Here is a 15,774-nt window from a genome sequence, read left to right as displayed (position 1 = left end):
ACCGCAGTGCACCTGTCACCCGCCATTCCGATCATCCGTATCTTTTCTGAAGAGAAAGCCAGGGAGTTTTACGTGGATTTTCTCGGCTTCACCATCGACTGGGAACACCGCTTCGAGGACAATTTTCCGCTCTATGCGCAGGTGCGCCGGTCCGACCTGATTTTGCACCTGAGCGAACATCACGGCGACGCGACGCCCGGCTCGACGATTTTCGTGCCGGTGCGCGACATCGACGCGCTGCATGCCGAACTTCAGCGCAAAGACTACAAGTACGGGAAACCAGGCGTTGAAGCGTTGCCGTGGGGGAAAGTGCTGGAGACGGTCGATCCGTTCGGCAACCGGATTCGTTTTTGCGAATCGCCGAAAGAGGATATGCGCGGGGCGTGATGAGGTAGCGGCAGGGGCTTGACGCCGTGAGCGCGGCCGCCGTGTAAACGGAACCGGGCGCCGGCATGCATTGCTGCATGCGCGGCGCCCAGTTCGGCTGCCGTCTTGTGAACGGCAACCTTCAACGGCGACAGATTAGTGGCCGAAGAAAACCGATTGCGGGCCCGATTCAGCCGGTGCACGCGTACCCGATTGCGACGACACGGTGTTCACGCCACCGTATGCATTCGAATCGGCATTAGCGCGTTCAGCTGCAACGGTTTGCTCGTTCTGGCCTTGTTGCGAAGCCGGTGCGCCGACCGACGGACGGTAGAACGGTGCCGGGCCGTAGCCGCTAGCGAATGCGGGAGCAGCGATCGAGGCAGAAACGGCAACCAACAGGGCGGCGATGAGCTTGGTCTTCATGGTGTGACTCCGATAAGTTTCGATTTCATTCAGGAAGGCGTCGCAGGAGCCGGTGAGGTGTGTCTGCAACGTCGATGGAAGGCAGTGTATACCCCTACTATTGAAAATTTGTACCGATAATCTGAAATTACTATTCTCAGTATTGAAATAATCGGTCGGAGGGTTATGCGACAGGCGTGAGCGGCGGTCTGACCCCGCCTGTCAAGCGTTTTCGGCGGGCGAAGACCCGGTTGGGAGGGCGGTTATCTGTGGTGTTTGCTGGCGTGCCGCGCTTGGATTTGACGCTTGGGATGCCGGCCGTCCAGACCATAAGTACGCTGATTTGCATCGCGGCGCGTCTAGTGGCCGCAGCGCACGCCGACGCTGCTTGGGGCTATTGACCAAGCCCAATGTTCCCTTTCATGCCGTGCTTACATCCCAAAAAAATACAACTTAGATGTTGTGTTTTTTGGTTTTTTGATACAACATTTGTGTTGTATTCTTCCTCGTCTTGCTCAAAAAGAGGAGGAACATGAAGTACAGCGAGTTTAGGAAGTGGCTGAAGAAACAAGGTGCGACTTTCGAAAAGCACAGGAGCGGCTCAAGTCACTACCGGGTCACGCTCAACGGCAAGACAACCATCTTCCCGGATCACGGCGCCAAGGAAATGGGTACCCATCTCGTCGCGGCGATCAAGAGGCAGCTTGGTATCAAATGAGCAGGAGAGGCTGACTGCCTCTCCCGATACTCGCGGGCTTTGTGTTTTTCTTGAAGCAGTCCCACTGGAGAACCGTAATGTTGTCGTACCCCATCGAGCTGACGCCGGATTCCAATGGCACGCTCCTCGTCACGTTTCCGGACGTGCCTGAAGCGATCACCGTTGGAGAGAACGAAGATGATGCAGACGTGCAGGCCCTCGACGCACTGGAGGCCGCACTTGAGATCTACTTTTCGGAAAAGCGGTTCATTCCTTTGCCGTCGAAGGCAAAGCGTGGCCAGCGCGTCGTAACGCTTCCTGCTCTCGTGACCTCGAAGGTCCTGCTTGCAAACGAAATGCTGCAACAGAACGTGCGTAAGGCGGAGTTGGCGCGTCGATTGAAAGTCAACCAGGTGCAGGTCGATCGTCTTTTGAATTTCCGCCATTCATCGAAGATCGAGATGGTCGAGTCTGCATTTGCCGTTCTTGGCAGGCGCCTGGAAGTGCGGCTGGTTTGATCCGCGTCTCTTTCCCAATTGAAACCCTCGCGCCGACGAGATTTTCAATTGGGAAGTCCGCCGAACAAGAGTGCGCTTCGCGGCGTGGCAAAGCGCGAGATAAAACAAAAACGGCGTTGTGATTTCTCACAACGCCGTTTGATCAAACTTTTACTGCTTGAATTCTTTGGGGTGGCTGATGGGGCTCGAACCCACGACAACAGGAATCACAATCCTGGACTCTACCAACTGAGCTACAGCCACCACTGACATCTGCTTGACTTGCTAGCAACTCATTGCTGAGAAACTTGGCTCGTCGATGAAGAAACGAGATTATACGAACAAGAATCCCGTTTGCCTAGTCCTTTATTCAAAAATTTCGACGGGCTCACGCAGATGCTGTCTTGCCTCATCGAAGATGGTCAGGTCGCGCGCCGCCAGACGCTTACTATCGGACAGCACGCGACGCCATCCGCGTGCACCGGCTTCGCCACGATAGAGACCAAGTGCATGACGCGTGATCGAACCAAGGTACGTGCCGCGTGCCATTTCAGCCGCGCAATATTCGATCAGCTTGGTTTCGACCTGCTCGCGTGTGAGCGGCGCATCTGTCGAACCATAGAAGCGCGCATCGACGTCGGCCAGCACATAAGGGTTGTGATACGCCTCGCGCCCAAGCATCACGCCATCGATATGCTGAAGATGCGTCTCCACCTCATCAAGCGTTTTGATGCCGCCGTTGATGATGATCTCCAGATGCGGGAAGTCGCGCTTCAACTGATACGCGTAGTCGTACTTGAGCGGCGGAATCTCGCGGTTCTCTTTCGGGCTCAAGCCCTTAAGAATCGCGTTGCGCGCGTGCACGACGAACACGTTGCAACCGGCGTCCGCGATTGTGCCGACGAAGTCTCGCACAAAGCTATAGTCCTCGACCTCATCGACGCCAATCCGGTGCTTAACCGTGACCGGCACGGAGACCGCATCTCGCATTGCCTTTACGCAATCGGCAACGAGTTTCGGCTCGTTCATCAGGCAGGCGCCGAACGCACCGCGCTGCACGCGCTCGGACGGACAGCCGCAGTTCAGATTGATCTCGTCATAGCCCCATTGCTCACCCAGCTTGGCCGAGCGCGCGAGGTCGTCAGGCTCACTGCCGCCGAGTTGCAACGCGACCGGCGCCTCTTCGGGCGTAAACGCCAGATGGCGCGGCACATCGCCGTGCAGCAACGCGCCGGTGGTGACCATTTCGGTGTAAAGCCACGTATGACGCGAAATCACGCGATGCAGCGAGCGGCAGTGGCGATCGGTCCAGTCCATCATGGGCGCGACGGAAACGCGGCGTGGACTGGGAGTTTGAGCTGAAGACATGGGGCGGGCGGACGGCATCTATCAAAACCCGATTTTACCGCAACGCACGAAACTTCCCGTTTGGGCCGAAGACCCGCAGCGCCGGAGAGGGCAGGCCGGCCGGTGGCCACCGCATCAATGCCCATGCCCCCCATTGCCGCCGCTGCTCCACGAGCTGCCCCCGCCGCCGCCGTGGGAGCCACCCCCGCCGCCATGCCAGCCGCCGCCTCCGTGCCAACCTCCACCATGCCACCCGCCGCCGTGCCAGTACCCGCCACGTCCATGGTAATAACAGCACGGACCACCCCAACCACCCCAGATGTCCACCGTACCGTAGGCCGGTCCATACACCGGTCCATAGGCATAACCGTAGCCGGGGTAATAGGGCTGCGCGTAGGCGTAGTCGTATCCCGGCGCGACCACGCAACCGGTGAGACTTGCCGCCACGGCCAACATCGCGACTGATGCAATGAGCCTGCTCACGATTTTCTCCCTCGTATGAGATTGAGAAAAACGGCGCACCCGGGAGTTCAGCAGGATTTGTGTCCGCAAATTACGGCCCGGATTTACCACCGGGCTTCCGTGACGCATGCGCCGCAATCCAACGCCATAGCGGCCGCCCGTTACGCGAACCTTCCAAACTATGACGGATTCATCGCGCTGTAACAGTTGGTTAAATTTTCGCAACGTAACTGTAGGGCGCGCCTGATACTTTCCCGTCAGACAATTTCCCTTTGAATCCAGACTCATGCTGGTGCTGACGCTGGACGAAGAAGAACGCACTCCACATTGCCCGGGCCGCCTGATGCGAAGCCTGCAAGAACCTGGCCGTCAATGAAGCACGATCCACAGCCTGCGACTGCATCAGCATGGCGCGCCGAAGGCGACGCCTGTGCCGCTCGCGGCGATCTTCCGGCCGCACTCCAATGTTTCGAAGCAGCGCGCTCACTCGATCCCGCCGATGTCGTCGTCCTTGAGCGTCTCGCCGCGACGCTCGCCGCGCTGAACCGTTTTCCCGAAGCCGTCGTTCGCTATCACGAAGGGATCGGGCTCGATCCGCGCAACACCGATTTGCGTCACGGCCTCGGCTGGTCGCTCGAGCAGATGCATCGACTCGAGCAGGCGGTAGACGCGTATCGCGAAGCAGTCCGGCTGAATCCCAAAGCCGACGGTTCGTACAACAACATGGGCAACTGCCTGCAGTCTCTCGGTCGTTTCAACGAGTCTCACGAAGCCTATCGCCGCGCGATCGAGGCCGCTCCGCAGGTGCCGCTGTATTACCGCAACTTCGTGCAGTCCAAGCGCCTTGGCGCCGACGATCCGGTGTTCGCCACGCTGGAGCAACTCGTCGGCGAGGCCGCCTCGCTCACACCCGCCAATCAGGCGGAGATTCACTTCGCGTATGGTCAGGCGCTGTCCGATTTGGGCCGCAACGACGCGTCGTTCGATCACTTCCTGAAGGGCAACGCGCTGTACCGCGCCGGCGTGCGTTATGACGAAGCCGCGTCGCTCGGTCTGTTCGCGCATTTGCCGGAACTCCTGACTTCAGAGGTGCTGGCGGCGAGGCGCGGTCAGGGCGATGCGTCGGACGCACCGATCTTTATCGTCGGCATGCCACGCTCGGGGTCGACACTGATCGAACAGATTCTCGCGAGTCATCCGCAGGTTTTCGGCGCGGGTGAGCGCACGGAATTCGGCGAGGCGCTGGTGAACTGCATCGGCCGCGATCTCGACGATCCCTTGCGTATCGATATCGAAGCCTTGCAGGGCGTCGGCCCCGCGCAATTGCGCACGCTCGGCGCCGACTATTTGCGCCTCATGCGGACGTCGCTCCCGGAAATGCAAAACGCAACGCCAGGCTACGCGCGCTTCACCGACAAATACCCGTTCAATTTCATCAACGTCGGGCTGATTCATCTGGCGTTGCCGAATGCGCGCTTCATTCATAGCAGCCGCTCGCCGTTGCAAAGTTGTCTGTCGATTTTTTCTCGAATTTTTCATGACGTGCCGTTCAGCTACGATCTTGGTGAACTGGGCCGCTACTATCGTGCGTACGACGCATTGATGGCCCATTGGCAGCGCGTGTTACCCGAGGGCACGATGATCGAAGTCAAATACGAAGAATTGATCGAAGATTTCGAAGGGAATGTCCGCCGCCTGCTCGCGCATTGCGGGCTCGACTGGGACGAGCGCTGTCTGGCGTTTCACGAGACTACGCGGCAGGTGAACACGGCAAGCGCGGCACAGGTGCGCCGTCCGCTCTACAAGACGTCGCTGCAACGCTGGCAGCCGCAGCAGGCGTTGCTGCAGCCCTTGTTCGACGGTCTCGGACCAGAATTGGCGCCGGCAGGCAGCGTCAGCGGGCAGGAGCGGGCGCCTTTGGCAAATGCCGGGACAGCGGGCAACCGGACGGAGCGGAAATCGTGAGCGCAACGCGTGGAGCCGTCATCTGGATGACCGGCTTGTCCGGCGCCGGTAAATCGACCGTGGCCGAGGCGTTGCATCAGCGTCTGAAAGAAGCCGGACATGTTTCGATCGTGCTCGACGGTGACGTGCTGCGGCGCGGCCTGACCGCGGGCCTCGGCTTCACGCCCGAGGATCGCGCCGAAAATCTGCGGCGAATCGCGCAAGTCGCGGCGTTGGTCATGCAGCAGGGCTTCATCGCGATTGTCGCGGTGATCTCGCCCGAGCATGAACATCGGCGCATGGCTCGCGAGATCGTCGGCGCTGGCTTTGTTGAAGTGTTCGTTAATGCGCCGCTGACGGTGTGCGAAGCGCGTGATGTAAAAGGTCTCTACGTGCGTGCGCGGCGCGGTGAGATACCCAATTTCACGGGGGTTTCAGGACCGTACGATGTGCCGCTTGACCCCGACGTCATGATCGAAACCGATCGCGTGTCGATCGAAGAGGCAGTAGGCCGCCTGCTTATGCACCTGAGCGCCATGGGTTGCCTGCCGAGGGAAGAAAGCGGGCTCGGCAGACCTCGTCTCGCGAAATAGTCAGCGCGAGGCGTGTGCCTGTATTTGGCCACGCAAATTTTCCACCCGGCGCGGCGCGTTTCGCTATACCTTTTCGCCTACTCGTAGACGGAAATGGTGATGCGTCGATGCCGACATTGTCGATACAAAAAATAAAGCCGAAAGTCGAAACGCTCGTTCTCGCGGCCGATCTGGCCGGCACGGTTGTTTTCGCAATCGAGGGAGCGCTGAGCGCGATGCGCGGCGGTCTCGATCTGCTGGGCGTGATGGTGATCTCGTTTGTCGCGGCGCTCGGCGGCGGGGTGATCCGCGACTTGTTGATCGGCGATTCACCGCCTAACGCGATACGCGACTGGCGTTATCCGGCCTTGACGTTCGTCACCGGTCTGCTCACGTTCATTTTCCATTCGACAGTGCAGCAATTTCCTGTCGCGCTGATTACCGTGCTCGACGCCGCCGGCCTCGCGCTCTTTGCCGTCGCGGGCGTAGAGAAAGCGCTGCTGTTCGGGATCCGTCCGTTTATCGCGATGCTGATGGGCACCATCACCGGTGTGGGCGGCGGGGTGATCCGCGACGTGCTGATGGCGCGCGTGCCGCTGGTGCTGCATGCCGACATCTATGCGACCGCTGCTTTTGCCGGCGCATTCGTTGTGGTGATCGCGCGGCGCGCCGGCTTGCCGCCGGGCGTCGCGGCTTTGGCAGGCGGCGCGGTGTGCTTTGTCTTGCGCGTGCTCGCCGTCACCTATGGCTGGCATCTGCCGAAGGCGTCGCTCTCAGCGGTTGCGTAACGGCTCGATCAGCGACGACAGACCGTTGTGGTCGATCTCGTGCATCAACGCCAGCAGTCGGCCGATTTCCCCTGGCGGAAAGCCCTGGCTCGCAAACCAGTTCAGATAGTGGCCGGGCAGATCCGCGATCAGCCGGCCTTTGTATTTTCCGTAAGGCATCACGCGCGTGACCAGCAGTTCGAGGTGTTCGGGATTCATCGCAAGTGGGTCGACGGAAAGTTCATTGAGCGAGGTGGTGTGAGCGCTCGCTGAAGCAGCATTTTAGCTGCGCTGCAGGCATCGCGCGGGCATGGTAACGTCAGCGTTTCCGTTTTCACAATCAACAGGACAGGTTCGATGGAATACCGCAGACTCGGCGACTCGGATGTGAAGGTTAGCCTGATCGGTCTCGGCACCATGACATGGGGCGAGCAGAATACCGAGCAGGAAGCGCACGCGCAGATCGATTACGCGCTCGATCATGGTGTCAATCTGATCGACGCCGCGGAAATGTACCCGGTGCCGCCACGTCCCGAGACGCAAGGCTCGACCGAGCGCTATATCGGCACGTGGATCGCACAGCATCGCAGCGCGCGCGAGAAGATCGTGCTGGCCACCAAAATCGCCGGCCCGGCGCGTCAACCGCACAATCCGCGCCATATTCGCGGCGAGGGCAACCAGTTCGACCGCAAGAACCTGACCGAGGCGCTCAACGATAGCTTGAAGCGTCTGCAAACGGACTATGTCGATCTGTATCAACTGCACTGGCCGGATCGCAGCACGATGACGTTCGGTCGTCCCGCCTATCCGTGGGTCGATGACGAATATACGGTGCCGATCGAAGAAACGCTGTCGGTGCTCGCCGAATTCGTCAAGGCAGGCAAGATTCGCCATATCGGCGTGTCGAACGAAACGCCTTGGGGCGTCGCGCAGTTTTTGCGCGCGGCGGAAAAGCTCGGCTTGCCGCGCATCGTCAGTATCCAGAATCCGTATAGCCTGTTGAACCGCACGTACGAAGTGGGTCTGTCCGAATACGCGCACCGCGACAACATTGGTCTGCTTGCGTATTCGCCGCTGGCCTTCGGCTGGTTGTCGGGCAAGTATGAAGGCGGCGCGCGTCCGGATGGCGCCCGTATCACGCTGTTCGAGCGCTTTCAACGCTACAGCAAGCCGCAGGCGATTCAGGCAACCACGCGCTATGTGGAACTGGCTAAGCGTCACGGTTTGTCGCCCGCGCAGTTCGCGCTGGCCTTCGTCAATAGCCGGCCGTTCCTGACGAGCAATCTGATCGGCGCGACGTCGCTCGATCAGTTGAAGGAAAACATCGGCAGTGCTGAGGTGAAACTCTCGCCCGAAGTGCTCGCGGAGATCGACAAGCTGCATGAGTTGCAGCCGAATCCGGCGCCTTGACGTAGCTGCAGGGGCGGCAAGGCGAGTTGATCCGCGCCTTGCTTGCCTCGAGTTTAATCAACGTCGCCGAGGCTCGCTCAGCGAATCTTCAGCGTCGAGCGCACTGCATTGAGCGCCAGCAAACTCACCACCGCGCAGAACATCAGATAGAAGCCGGGCGCGAGCTTGTTGCCGCTCGCGTCGATCAGCCAGGTGATCACGAAGGGCGCAAAGCCGCCGAACACCGTCACGCCGATGTTGTAGCTGACCGCGAGACCGGTTGCGCGTGTCTGCGTCGGGAAAATCTCCGACATCAGCGCGGGCAGTGCGCCGAAGTACGTCGCCTTCAATACGCCGATCCAGATCAACGCCAGCAGCATCGTGGCGAATGACGGATGCGCATTCATATATACGAAGGTCGGATAGACCGTGAACAGCATCAACGTCGCGGCGACGGCCATGATGCGGATGCGTCCCATGCTATCGGACAGATGGCCGGCGAACGGCGTCAGCACCGTTAGCACGATTCCCGTTGCGAGTGTCGCCGAGAAGCCGGTCGAAGCGGGCAAATGCAGTTGCTTGATCGCATAGGTCGGCATGTACAGAATCATGTAGTTGGCCGCGGTCGAAATGACCAGCGAGCCGACCGCGAGCAGCATGCGGACCTTCTGCGTGCCGAACAGATCGCGCAGCGGCGTGCGGGTTTTCGGCTCCGTGTTGAACTCGGCGCCTTCATCCACGTAACGGCGAATATAGAAGCCGACCGGGCCGATCGCGAGGCCGAACAGAAACGGAATACGCCAGCCCCACGATTCGAGTTGCGCCGACGTGAGCTGGCTCGTCAGCAACGCGCCGAAGCCGGAGGCGAGCAGTGTTGCCATGCCCTGGCTGGCGAACTGCCAGCTGCCCATGAAGCCGCGCCGCTCGGGTGCATGCTCGACCAGAAACGCGGTGGAAGCGCCGAACTCGCCGCCCGCCGAGAAGCCTTGAACGAGCCGCGACAGCATGATGCCGGCCGGCGCCCACAAACCGATTGCGGCATACGGCGGCATCACGGCGATCGTCAACGTGCCGATCATCATCAAGCCGATCGACAACAGCAGCGACACTTTGCGCCCCGCACGATCCGCGAGGGAGCCGAGCACGAGTCCACCGAGCGGCCGGATCATGTACGAGATGCCGAAGGTGCCGAGCGTGAGCATCAAGGAAATCGCTTCGGTGCTCGCCGGGAAAAACAGCTTCGCGATCGTCACCGCGAAAAATCCATAGACGACGAGGTCGAACCATTCGAGCGCATTGCCGATCGACGCCGCGAGAATGATGCGATGGGCCTTTGCGGCGGACGGCCGCGCGGCGCTGGCTTGCAAGGTGGACGTGCTCATCGTGGCGTGCCTCGTGGCGGATGCGGCTAACAGTTAACGGCGGATGGGCGGCAGGCGTACTGCGTTGATCGCTCAGGCCGCGGCTTGTGGGGTCGTTGCGGTTGAGTGCGGCGAGTTCTCGCCGAGATCCCAGAAGAGCCCCGCCATGATCTGCAGACCCTCGCGCACCACCGGTCCGAGCAGATGCTCGTTCGGCGCATGCTGGGAGCAGGCCGGGTACGAATGCGGCACCCAGATGGTCGGCAGGCCGAGCGTGTCGGCGAACACTTCGTTGGGCAGCGTGCCGCCGAGATTCGGCAGCACTGCCGTTTTCTTACCGGTGGTCTGTTCGAGCGAGGCGATGGCCCACGTGACCCACGGATCGTCGGGATTCAGACGCGTGGCCGGCGCACCGCGCTCGACGCTGATCTCGACGAACGAGAAGCCATTCGCATCCAGATGCTTGCGCAGGTGCTGTTCCAGGTTTTCCCAGTCGGTGCCGACCACGAAGCGCAACTGGCAATGCGCGAACGCGGACGACGGAATCGCATTGACCGGGTTTTCGGGGTTGCCGGCCTTGAACGCCAGCACTTCGAAGCTGTTCCAGCCGAACACACGTTCTGGCGGCGTGAGGCCGGGTTCGCCCCAGTTATCGTCGACGGCCGGATCGTTCGGACCGCCGCCTACCGTGATATCCGCCAATGCGCGACGCACCGCTTCCGGAATCGGCGGCGGACGCAAGCCGTCGACAGCGATTACGCCACGCGCATCGACGAGGCTTGCAAGTACGTTCGCCAGCACGGTGGCCGGGTTGCGCAGCAGACCGCCCCAGTTGCCCGAGTGGTGCGCGCCGTCGCGCAGATTCAGCGAGAGCTTGAAGTTCACCGAGCCGCGCGAACCGAGGAACACGGTGGGGCGGCGCGCGGCGAGGCGCGGACCGTCGGAGGCGATCAGCACATCCGCGGCCAGTTCTTCTTTATGTTTGTGGCAGATCGCGTCGAGCCCCGGCGAGCCGGTTTCCTCGCCCATCTCGATCAGCAGCTTTGCGTTGAAGCCGAGCTTGCCGTCACGCGCGGCCAGCACGCTCGCTAGCGCGGCGAGATTGATGGTGTGCTGGCCTTTGTTGTCGGCGGTGCCGCGGCCATACCAGCGTTCGCCTTCGATCGTCACGGCCCAGGGTGTAAGCGGCGCGCGCCACTGGCTGTCATAGCCGCGCACGACGTCGCCGTGGCCGTAGATCAGTACGGTGGGCAGATGGTCGTCTTCGTGACGATTGGCGAACAGGAACGGCCCGAATCCTTCCGCCGGGTTATCGACGATGCGTGTGCTGAAGCCGAGCCCTTCGACTTCGGGCGTGATCTCGTCGGTCAGGTACGACAGCAACGTAGCCGCGCGATCGTTTTCCTGACTCTCGGTGCGAAATCCGACGCGCCGGTTGAGCTTCTCGAGGAAGGCGCCTGATTCAAAATGATGCGTTGCGTGTTCGATGGCCTGATTGCGGCTCATATCTGTCTCCGATGCGGGGTACGGGGGATGGCGGCGACGCGGCACCGTGCGTGGCACGTCTGGTTCGCGGCCATCAGCTTCGAAACGATTCTAGGAGGCCGTTATTTTTGTCACAATGATCGTCTTTCGAAGCTTGTGTTGCCGAAAAGGCAAAGCTCGATACACTGATACACGGCCACATCAGCTTGCAAAAGGCATCGCCCATGGCACTTTCATTACACGGCATCGCATTGCGCTATTTCGTCGAAGTGGCGCGCACCGGCTCGATTAGCGACGCGTCTGCGCGGCTGCATGTGGCCGTGTCGGCGATCAGCCGGCAGATCGCGCGGCTCGAAAGCGATCTCGGCGTCGCGCTGTTCGAGCGGCGGCCGCGCGGCATGTCGCTCTCCGAGGCGGGCGAGCGTCTGCTCGCCTACGCGCAGCGCAGCCTGCTTGAGGCGGAGCATGTGATGAAGGAGATCGGCGGCCTCGAGGCCTTGCACGGCAGCATGATCAAGGTCGCCAGTTCGGAGGGGTTCGCCGCGGATTTCCTGCCCAGCGCGATGGCGGCGTTCCGCCATCACTACCCCGGGATCGACTTCACGCTCTCCGTGATGCCGCCGGGCGAGGCCACTCGCCGGGTGCGCGATGGCGACGCCGATCTCGCGCTGACGTTCAGTCTCGCGCCGGAAAAGGGCGTCAAGGTCGAACACACCGAGCGGGCGCCGGTGCTGGCGCTGCTGCGCGCCGATCATCCGCTGGCCGGGCGCGCGAAGGTGTCGCTCGCTGAACTGCAGCGCTATCCGCTGGTGCTGCCAGAGCCTGGCACGACGATCCGGCAGTTGATCGATATCACTTGCGCGCTTGAAGGCGTGCTGCTCGAGCCCGATCTCACCTGCAACAATAGCGGCGCGATGTACCGTTACGCGCAGAAGTCCGGGGCGATCATGTTCACGGGGCTGCTGTCGGTGCGCGACCGTTACGCCGGCGACGGCTTCGTCGCGATGCCGCTGACGCATCCACAACTGCGCCAGCGCAGCATCCAGGTGCAGACGATGGCTGGACGGGAGTTGCCGCCGTCGGTGAAGGCGTTCCGCGACCACCTCATCGCAGAAATCGGCGGCGCCAGGCCCACGAATGCTGCAGTGCCAAAGCCGGCTCGAAAGCGCGGCGAAGCGCGTTGAAAGGCAAATCTCCCTGCCGGACGGCGAATCACGACCTAAACTGTGGGGACGGGGCGGGTTGGTCGGCCTCTGCTGCGCGGCTGGCGGTGCTGTGGCCCATACCAGTGGTAGGATTCAGCCCGAAAAATGGAGCACGGTGCGTGATGAACAGGCGTGCCGTCCACAACAGAGCGATAGGACTCAGGACATCGAATGGCGCAACAAAAAACAAACCCAAAACTTGAGCAGGCGCTGACGCGCGGGGATCTTGCAATTCGCCAGGCCAACTCGGCACGGGCGACGGCGTTGCTGCGCGCGTTGGGCAAGATGATCGTCGAGGCATCGGCGACGATTGGCGTGGAGGCATTCACGCTGATTCCGGACGGCGACAAGATTTACGATCCGACTGATGGGTTGTGGCCGCAGGAATTGCAGGTGTCGCTTGATGGCCCTGTCGAGGAGCAGGACCCGGATGAGGTTCGGACGGTGCGGTTGATTGCCGATGATCCGGCGACGGTGTTCAGAGTTGAATGGCAACGGGCTGATGGGAAGATCGGGCGTCAGGATGGGGGGCCGTTTGCGACGGTGGCTTTTATTTCTGATGTTGATATTCCGTGGACGGATGATGAGGATTAAGGTTTGAGGTTTTTTGCCTGCGTGGCGCTTTTGTCAGTGTTCTTAGGGCTTTGGCCTTTCCTTGATTTGTTAGTGGTCTATTAGCGTTGCCCCTGTGCGGGGCGGCACCTACTTTTCTTTGCCGCCGCAAAGAAAAGTAGGCAAAAGAAAGCGGCTAGAAACCCCTGCTAAGCGGGTCCCGCAGCTCGCTCAGGGTAGTGGTGCATCTGGAATCTGTGTTCGTGCACCTGCACGCGCCAGTGACAAGGGCGTCATACTTCCGGCGGCGCTGCGCGCGCCGAAGAGTACTTCTTAAAACCACCCGCTACGTTTTGGCGCTCATGCCTTGCCATCGAGCCGCGGCTCGTCATTGCACAGCCACTGTGATTGCAACCGCAACCGCAACTGTGACTGTGACTGCGACTGCGACTGCGATAGTGATCGTGCCCGTGATTGCGGCATACCGACATATGATTTTAAGTAGGGTTTCCGTGTGAGTGCAGGGGCGTGTCGCCGAGGCGAAGCCGACGGCCCCCACGGACCTCAACCGAAGCCCGTGGTTTCCCATGCAAACCCGTCCGCGACGCACGCAGTGCGGAGTGGGAGCTGATGACACCTTTGTCACTAACGCTGAACGCGCGAGAACACGGATTCCAGATGCACCACTACCACTTGCAGGCTACGGTGCCCACTTAGCATTGGCGGTTTGAGCCGCTTTCTTTGCTTATCTTTCTTTGCTGCGGCAAAGAAAGTAAGTGCCGCCCCGCACAGGGGCAACACTAATAGACCACTAACAAAACAAGGAAAGGCCAAAGCCCCAGGAACACTGACAAAAGCGCCGCGCAGGCAAAAAAAAACCGGCCATAGGCCCCAACCCCAAACCCCTACTTCATCATCCTCCGCCGAAACAAAACCGCCGAAACAACAAACCCACCCACCGCATAAACCACCAGCACGGCAACATGCAAAACCGCCCCATCAACAGGCCGCCCCAGCATAGCCGGCCGAATCAGATCAACTGCATGCGCCAACGGCAAAAGCCCAGTCACTACCCGCGCCGCAGCCGGCAACTGTGAAACAGGAAAGAACACCCCAGACAACAGCAACATCGGCGTCAACACCAACGTCTGATAAAACATAAAAAAGTCATACGACGGAGCCAGCGCCGTCACCACCATCGCGACACTCGCGAACGCGAGCCCCGTCAGCACGATCACCGGCAACGCCAGCAACATCGATGGAAAATTCGCATAGCCGAGACCCCCAGCGACCAGCATGATCGCCGCGCCCGATAGCATCGACTTGCTGCCCGCCCACATCACCTCGCCAAGCACGATGTCGCCGAGCGTGAGCGGCGTATGCATGATCGCCTCCCACGTGCGCTGTACGTGCATGCGCGAAAAACCCGAATACATCGACTCGAAACTCGCCGACATCATCACGCTCGATGCCACCGTGCCCGCAGCAAGAAACGCGATATACGACACGCCGTCGACGTGCCCGACCATCAGCCCAAGTCCAAAACCCAAGCCGAACAGGTAGATCATTGGATCGGCAAGATTGCCGAACATCGACGCAATCGCGAGCTTGCGCCAGACAAGATAGTTGCGGCGCCACACCGCAATCCAGTTGACGGCGTTGGCCGGGAAAGCGGCGAAGGTCTCCTGCTTCGGCGGTGTCTCGCCGTGCGGTTCGTAAGTGCGTGCGTCCATTGTGTCTCTTGCCGTGTCGTTATAGCTGTAGAGGATTGCGAGCTGAGCCGATGTCGGTACGCGTCAGTCCTGCATTTCGCGCCCGGTCAGACGCAGGAACACATCTTCCAGATTCGCGGGACGATGCAGGTAGCGCAGATCGGCGCGTTGCTTGAGCCGGGCATGCACGGGCTGTGCGTCGTTCACATAGCAGAAGAGCGTCTCGCCACTGATCTCGGTGCGCTCGACAAGCGGCGCCAATTCGTCGCGCAACGCAACCGGATCGGGTCCGAAGATTTCGATCACATCACAGCCGATCTCGGATGCGATCAGTGCCCTCGGCGCGCCTTCGGCGATCTTGCGGCCTTCCTCGATTACGCAGAGGCGGTGGCACAGCCGTTCGGCTTCTTCCATGAAGTGCGTGGTCAGAAGAATGGTCTTGCCACGTGCAAGCAGCGAGCGCAGCCGTTCCCAGATCAGGTGGCGCGCTTGCGGATCGAGGCCGGTGGTCGGCTCGTCCATGATCAGCACGTCGGGATCGTTGACGAGCGCGCGAGCCAGCGTCAGGCGCCGCTTCATGCCGCCCGACAGTTCGCTCACACGTGCATCCGCCTTGCTCTCGAGTCGCGCGAATTCGAGCAGCGACGGCACCATCTCGCGGCATTGCGCGGCGCTCAGACTGAAGTAGCGGCCGAACACCAGCAGGTTTTCGCGGACTGTGAAATCGGGATCGAGATTGTCGAACTGAGGCACGACGCCGACACGCGCCCGGGCCACACGCGCGCGGCCGGGAATCGGCTCGCCGCACAGGCGGATCGTGCCGGCATCCGGTGCGGCGATGCCGAGCAGCATGCGCAACGTGGTGGTCTTGCCTGCGCCATTCGGGCCCAGCAGGCCGAAACATTCGCCGGCGTTGACATGAAACGACAGTCCGTCGACGACCGTCTTATCGCCGTAGCTTTTTTTAACCTGGTGGAATTCAATGGCGGCTTCAGACATGGATCGATCGAGGC

Annotated in this window: 17 protein-coding genes and 1 tRNA gene; 9 read left to right on the top strand and 9 right to left on the bottom strand. The window is 60.8% G+C overall.

Translation table 11 applies throughout. The features are described from left to right. Nucleotides 1-6 precede the first annotated feature (6 nt). A complete protein-coding gene (locus KHO33_RS06725) occupies nucleotides 7-387 on the top strand; it encodes a glyoxalase superfamily protein (protein ID WP_054034692.1) in 381 nt (126 codons plus the stop codon). A gap of 135 nt (nucleotides 388-522) precedes the next feature. On the opposite strand, the gene KHO33_RS06720 is transcribed toward KHO33_RS06725, so the two are convergent. Continuing rightward, the gene (locus KHO33_RS06720) at nucleotides 523-792 is read right to left on the bottom strand and encodes a hypothetical protein (protein ID WP_054034586.1); all 270 of its coding nucleotides are present in this window, start codon (nucleotides 790-792) and stop codon (nucleotides 523-525) included. Nucleotides 793-1,303: 511 nt separating this feature from the next. On the opposite strand from KHO33_RS06720, the gene KHO33_RS06715 reads away from it, so the two are divergent. Next, nucleotides 1,304-1,489, top strand: coding sequence for a type II toxin-antitoxin system HicA family toxin (locus tag KHO33_RS06715; protein ID WP_054034691.1), 186 nt, complete (start codon nucleotides 1,304-1,306; stop codon nucleotides 1,487-1,489). Between the two features lie 77 nt (nucleotides 1,490-1,566). Then, nucleotides 1,567-1,986 carry a type II toxin-antitoxin system HicB family antitoxin gene (locus KHO33_RS06710; RefSeq protein ID WP_054034585.1) on the top strand — a complete coding sequence of 140 codons (420 nt, stop codon included), beginning with the start codon at nucleotides 1,567-1,569 and terminating at the stop codon, nucleotides 1,984-1,986. A gap of 167 nt (nucleotides 1,987-2,153) precedes the next feature. Here the strand turns inward: KHO33_RS06710 and KHO33_RS06705 are convergent. From KHO33_RS06705 to KHO33_RS06695, 3 genes are all read right to left on the bottom strand, one after another. Next, a tRNA-His gene (locus tag KHO33_RS06705) sits at nucleotides 2,154-2,229 on the bottom strand. Nucleotides 2,230-2,331: 102 nt separating this feature from the next. Next, complete coding sequence (gene dusA, locus KHO33_RS06700) at nucleotides 2,332-3,333, bottom strand: tRNA dihydrouridine(20/20a) synthase DusA (RefSeq protein ID WP_054034584.1); 1,002 nt, start codon at nucleotides 3,331-3,333, stop codon at nucleotides 2,332-2,334. Between the two features lie 114 nt (nucleotides 3,334-3,447). Continuing rightward, entirely contained in the window at nucleotides 3,448-3,795 is a 348-nt protein-coding gene (locus KHO33_RS06695; protein WP_128576093.1) for a hypothetical protein, read from the bottom strand. Nucleotides 3,796-4,146: 351 nt separating this feature from the next. Between KHO33_RS06695 and KHO33_RS06690 the strand changes: the two genes are divergently transcribed. The 3 genes from KHO33_RS06690 (at nucleotide 4,147) to KHO33_RS06680 (ending at nucleotide 7,078) form a co-directional block, all read left to right on the top strand. After that, nucleotides 4,147-5,739, top strand: coding sequence for a tetratricopeptide repeat-containing sulfotransferase family protein (locus tag KHO33_RS06690; protein WP_200564492.1), 1,593 nt, complete (start codon nucleotides 4,147-4,149; stop codon nucleotides 5,737-5,739). Beyond that, nucleotides 5,736-6,311 carry an adenylyl-sulfate kinase gene (gene cysC / locus KHO33_RS06685; RefSeq protein WP_128576092.1) on the top strand — a complete coding sequence of 192 codons (576 nt, stop codon included), beginning with the start codon at nucleotides 5,736-5,738 and terminating at the stop codon, nucleotides 6,309-6,311. Before KHO33_RS06690 ends, cysC begins: the two co-directional genes overlap by 4 nt. 107 nt (nucleotides 6,312-6,418) lie before the next feature. Next, complete coding sequence (locus KHO33_RS06680) at nucleotides 6,419-7,078, top strand: trimeric intracellular cation channel family protein (RefSeq protein WP_200564493.1); 660 nt, start codon at nucleotides 6,419-6,421, stop codon at nucleotides 7,076-7,078. Here KHO33_RS06680 and KHO33_RS06675 read toward each other — a convergent pair. Continuing rightward, nucleotides 7,064-7,276 (bottom strand): DUF3820 family protein, encoded by a 213-nt coding sequence (locus KHO33_RS06675; RefSeq protein WP_054034582.1) that lies wholly within the window; start codon nucleotides 7,274-7,276, stop codon nucleotides 7,064-7,066. The genes KHO33_RS06680 and KHO33_RS06675 overlap by 15 nt on opposite strands. Nucleotides 7,277-7,414: 138 nt before the next feature. Between KHO33_RS06675 and KHO33_RS06670 the strand changes: the two genes are divergently transcribed. After that, a complete protein-coding gene (locus KHO33_RS06670) occupies nucleotides 7,415-8,467 on the top strand; it encodes an NADP(H)-dependent aldo-keto reductase (protein ID WP_054034581.1) in 1,053 nt (350 codons plus the stop codon). A gap of 77 nt (nucleotides 8,468-8,544) precedes the next feature. On the opposite strand, the gene KHO33_RS06665 is transcribed toward KHO33_RS06670, so the two are convergent. Together KHO33_RS06665 and KHO33_RS06660 are read right to left on the bottom strand one after the other, a co-directional pair. After that, on the bottom strand, nucleotides 8,545-9,828 hold the full coding sequence (locus KHO33_RS06665) for an MFS transporter (RefSeq protein WP_054034580.1): 1,284 nt from the start codon (nucleotides 9,826-9,828) through the stop codon (nucleotides 8,545-8,547). A 72-nt stretch (nucleotides 9,829-9,900) separates the two neighbouring features. Next, nucleotides 9,901-11,313, bottom strand: a complete 1,413-nt coding sequence (locus KHO33_RS06660; RefSeq protein WP_054034579.1) for a M20 family metallopeptidase — start codon at nucleotides 11,311-11,313, stop codon at nucleotides 9,901-9,903. Between the two features lie 203 nt (nucleotides 11,314-11,516). Between KHO33_RS06660 and KHO33_RS06655 the strand changes: the two genes are divergently transcribed. Together KHO33_RS06655 and KHO33_RS06650 are read left to right on the top strand one after the other, a co-directional pair. Next, nucleotides 11,517-12,476 (top strand): LysR family transcriptional regulator, encoded by a 960-nt coding sequence (locus KHO33_RS06655; protein ID WP_054034578.1) that lies wholly within the window; start codon nucleotides 11,517-11,519, stop codon nucleotides 12,474-12,476. 192 nt (nucleotides 12,477-12,668) lie between these two features. Next, on the top strand, nucleotides 12,669-13,091 hold the full coding sequence (locus KHO33_RS06650; RefSeq protein WP_054034577.1) for a hypothetical protein: 423 nt from the start codon (nucleotides 12,669-12,671) through the stop codon (nucleotides 13,089-13,091). A gap of 863 nt (nucleotides 13,092-13,954) precedes the next feature. Here KHO33_RS06650 and KHO33_RS06645 read toward each other — a convergent pair. Together KHO33_RS06645 and nodI are read right to left on the bottom strand one after the other, a co-directional pair. Further along, nucleotides 13,955-14,782 (bottom strand): ABC transporter permease, encoded by an 828-nt coding sequence (locus tag KHO33_RS06645; protein WP_200564494.1) that lies wholly within the window; start codon nucleotides 14,780-14,782, stop codon nucleotides 13,955-13,957. Between the two features lie 63 nt (nucleotides 14,783-14,845). Next, entirely contained in the window at nucleotides 14,846-15,760 is a 915-nt protein-coding gene (gene nodI / locus KHO33_RS06640) for a nodulation factor ABC transporter ATP-binding protein NodI (protein ID WP_054034576.1), read from the bottom strand. Nucleotides 15,761-15,774 lie beyond the last annotated feature (14 nt).

The organism is Paraburkholderia nemoris, from assembly GCF_905221015.1.
In the GTDB taxonomy this organism is placed as follows: Bacteria; Pseudomonadota; Gammaproteobacteria; order Burkholderiales; family Burkholderiaceae; genus Paraburkholderia; species Paraburkholderia nemoris.
The sequence above is the reverse complement of the archived record's forward strand: the minus strand, read 5'-3'. Positions and strand labels throughout refer to the sequence as shown.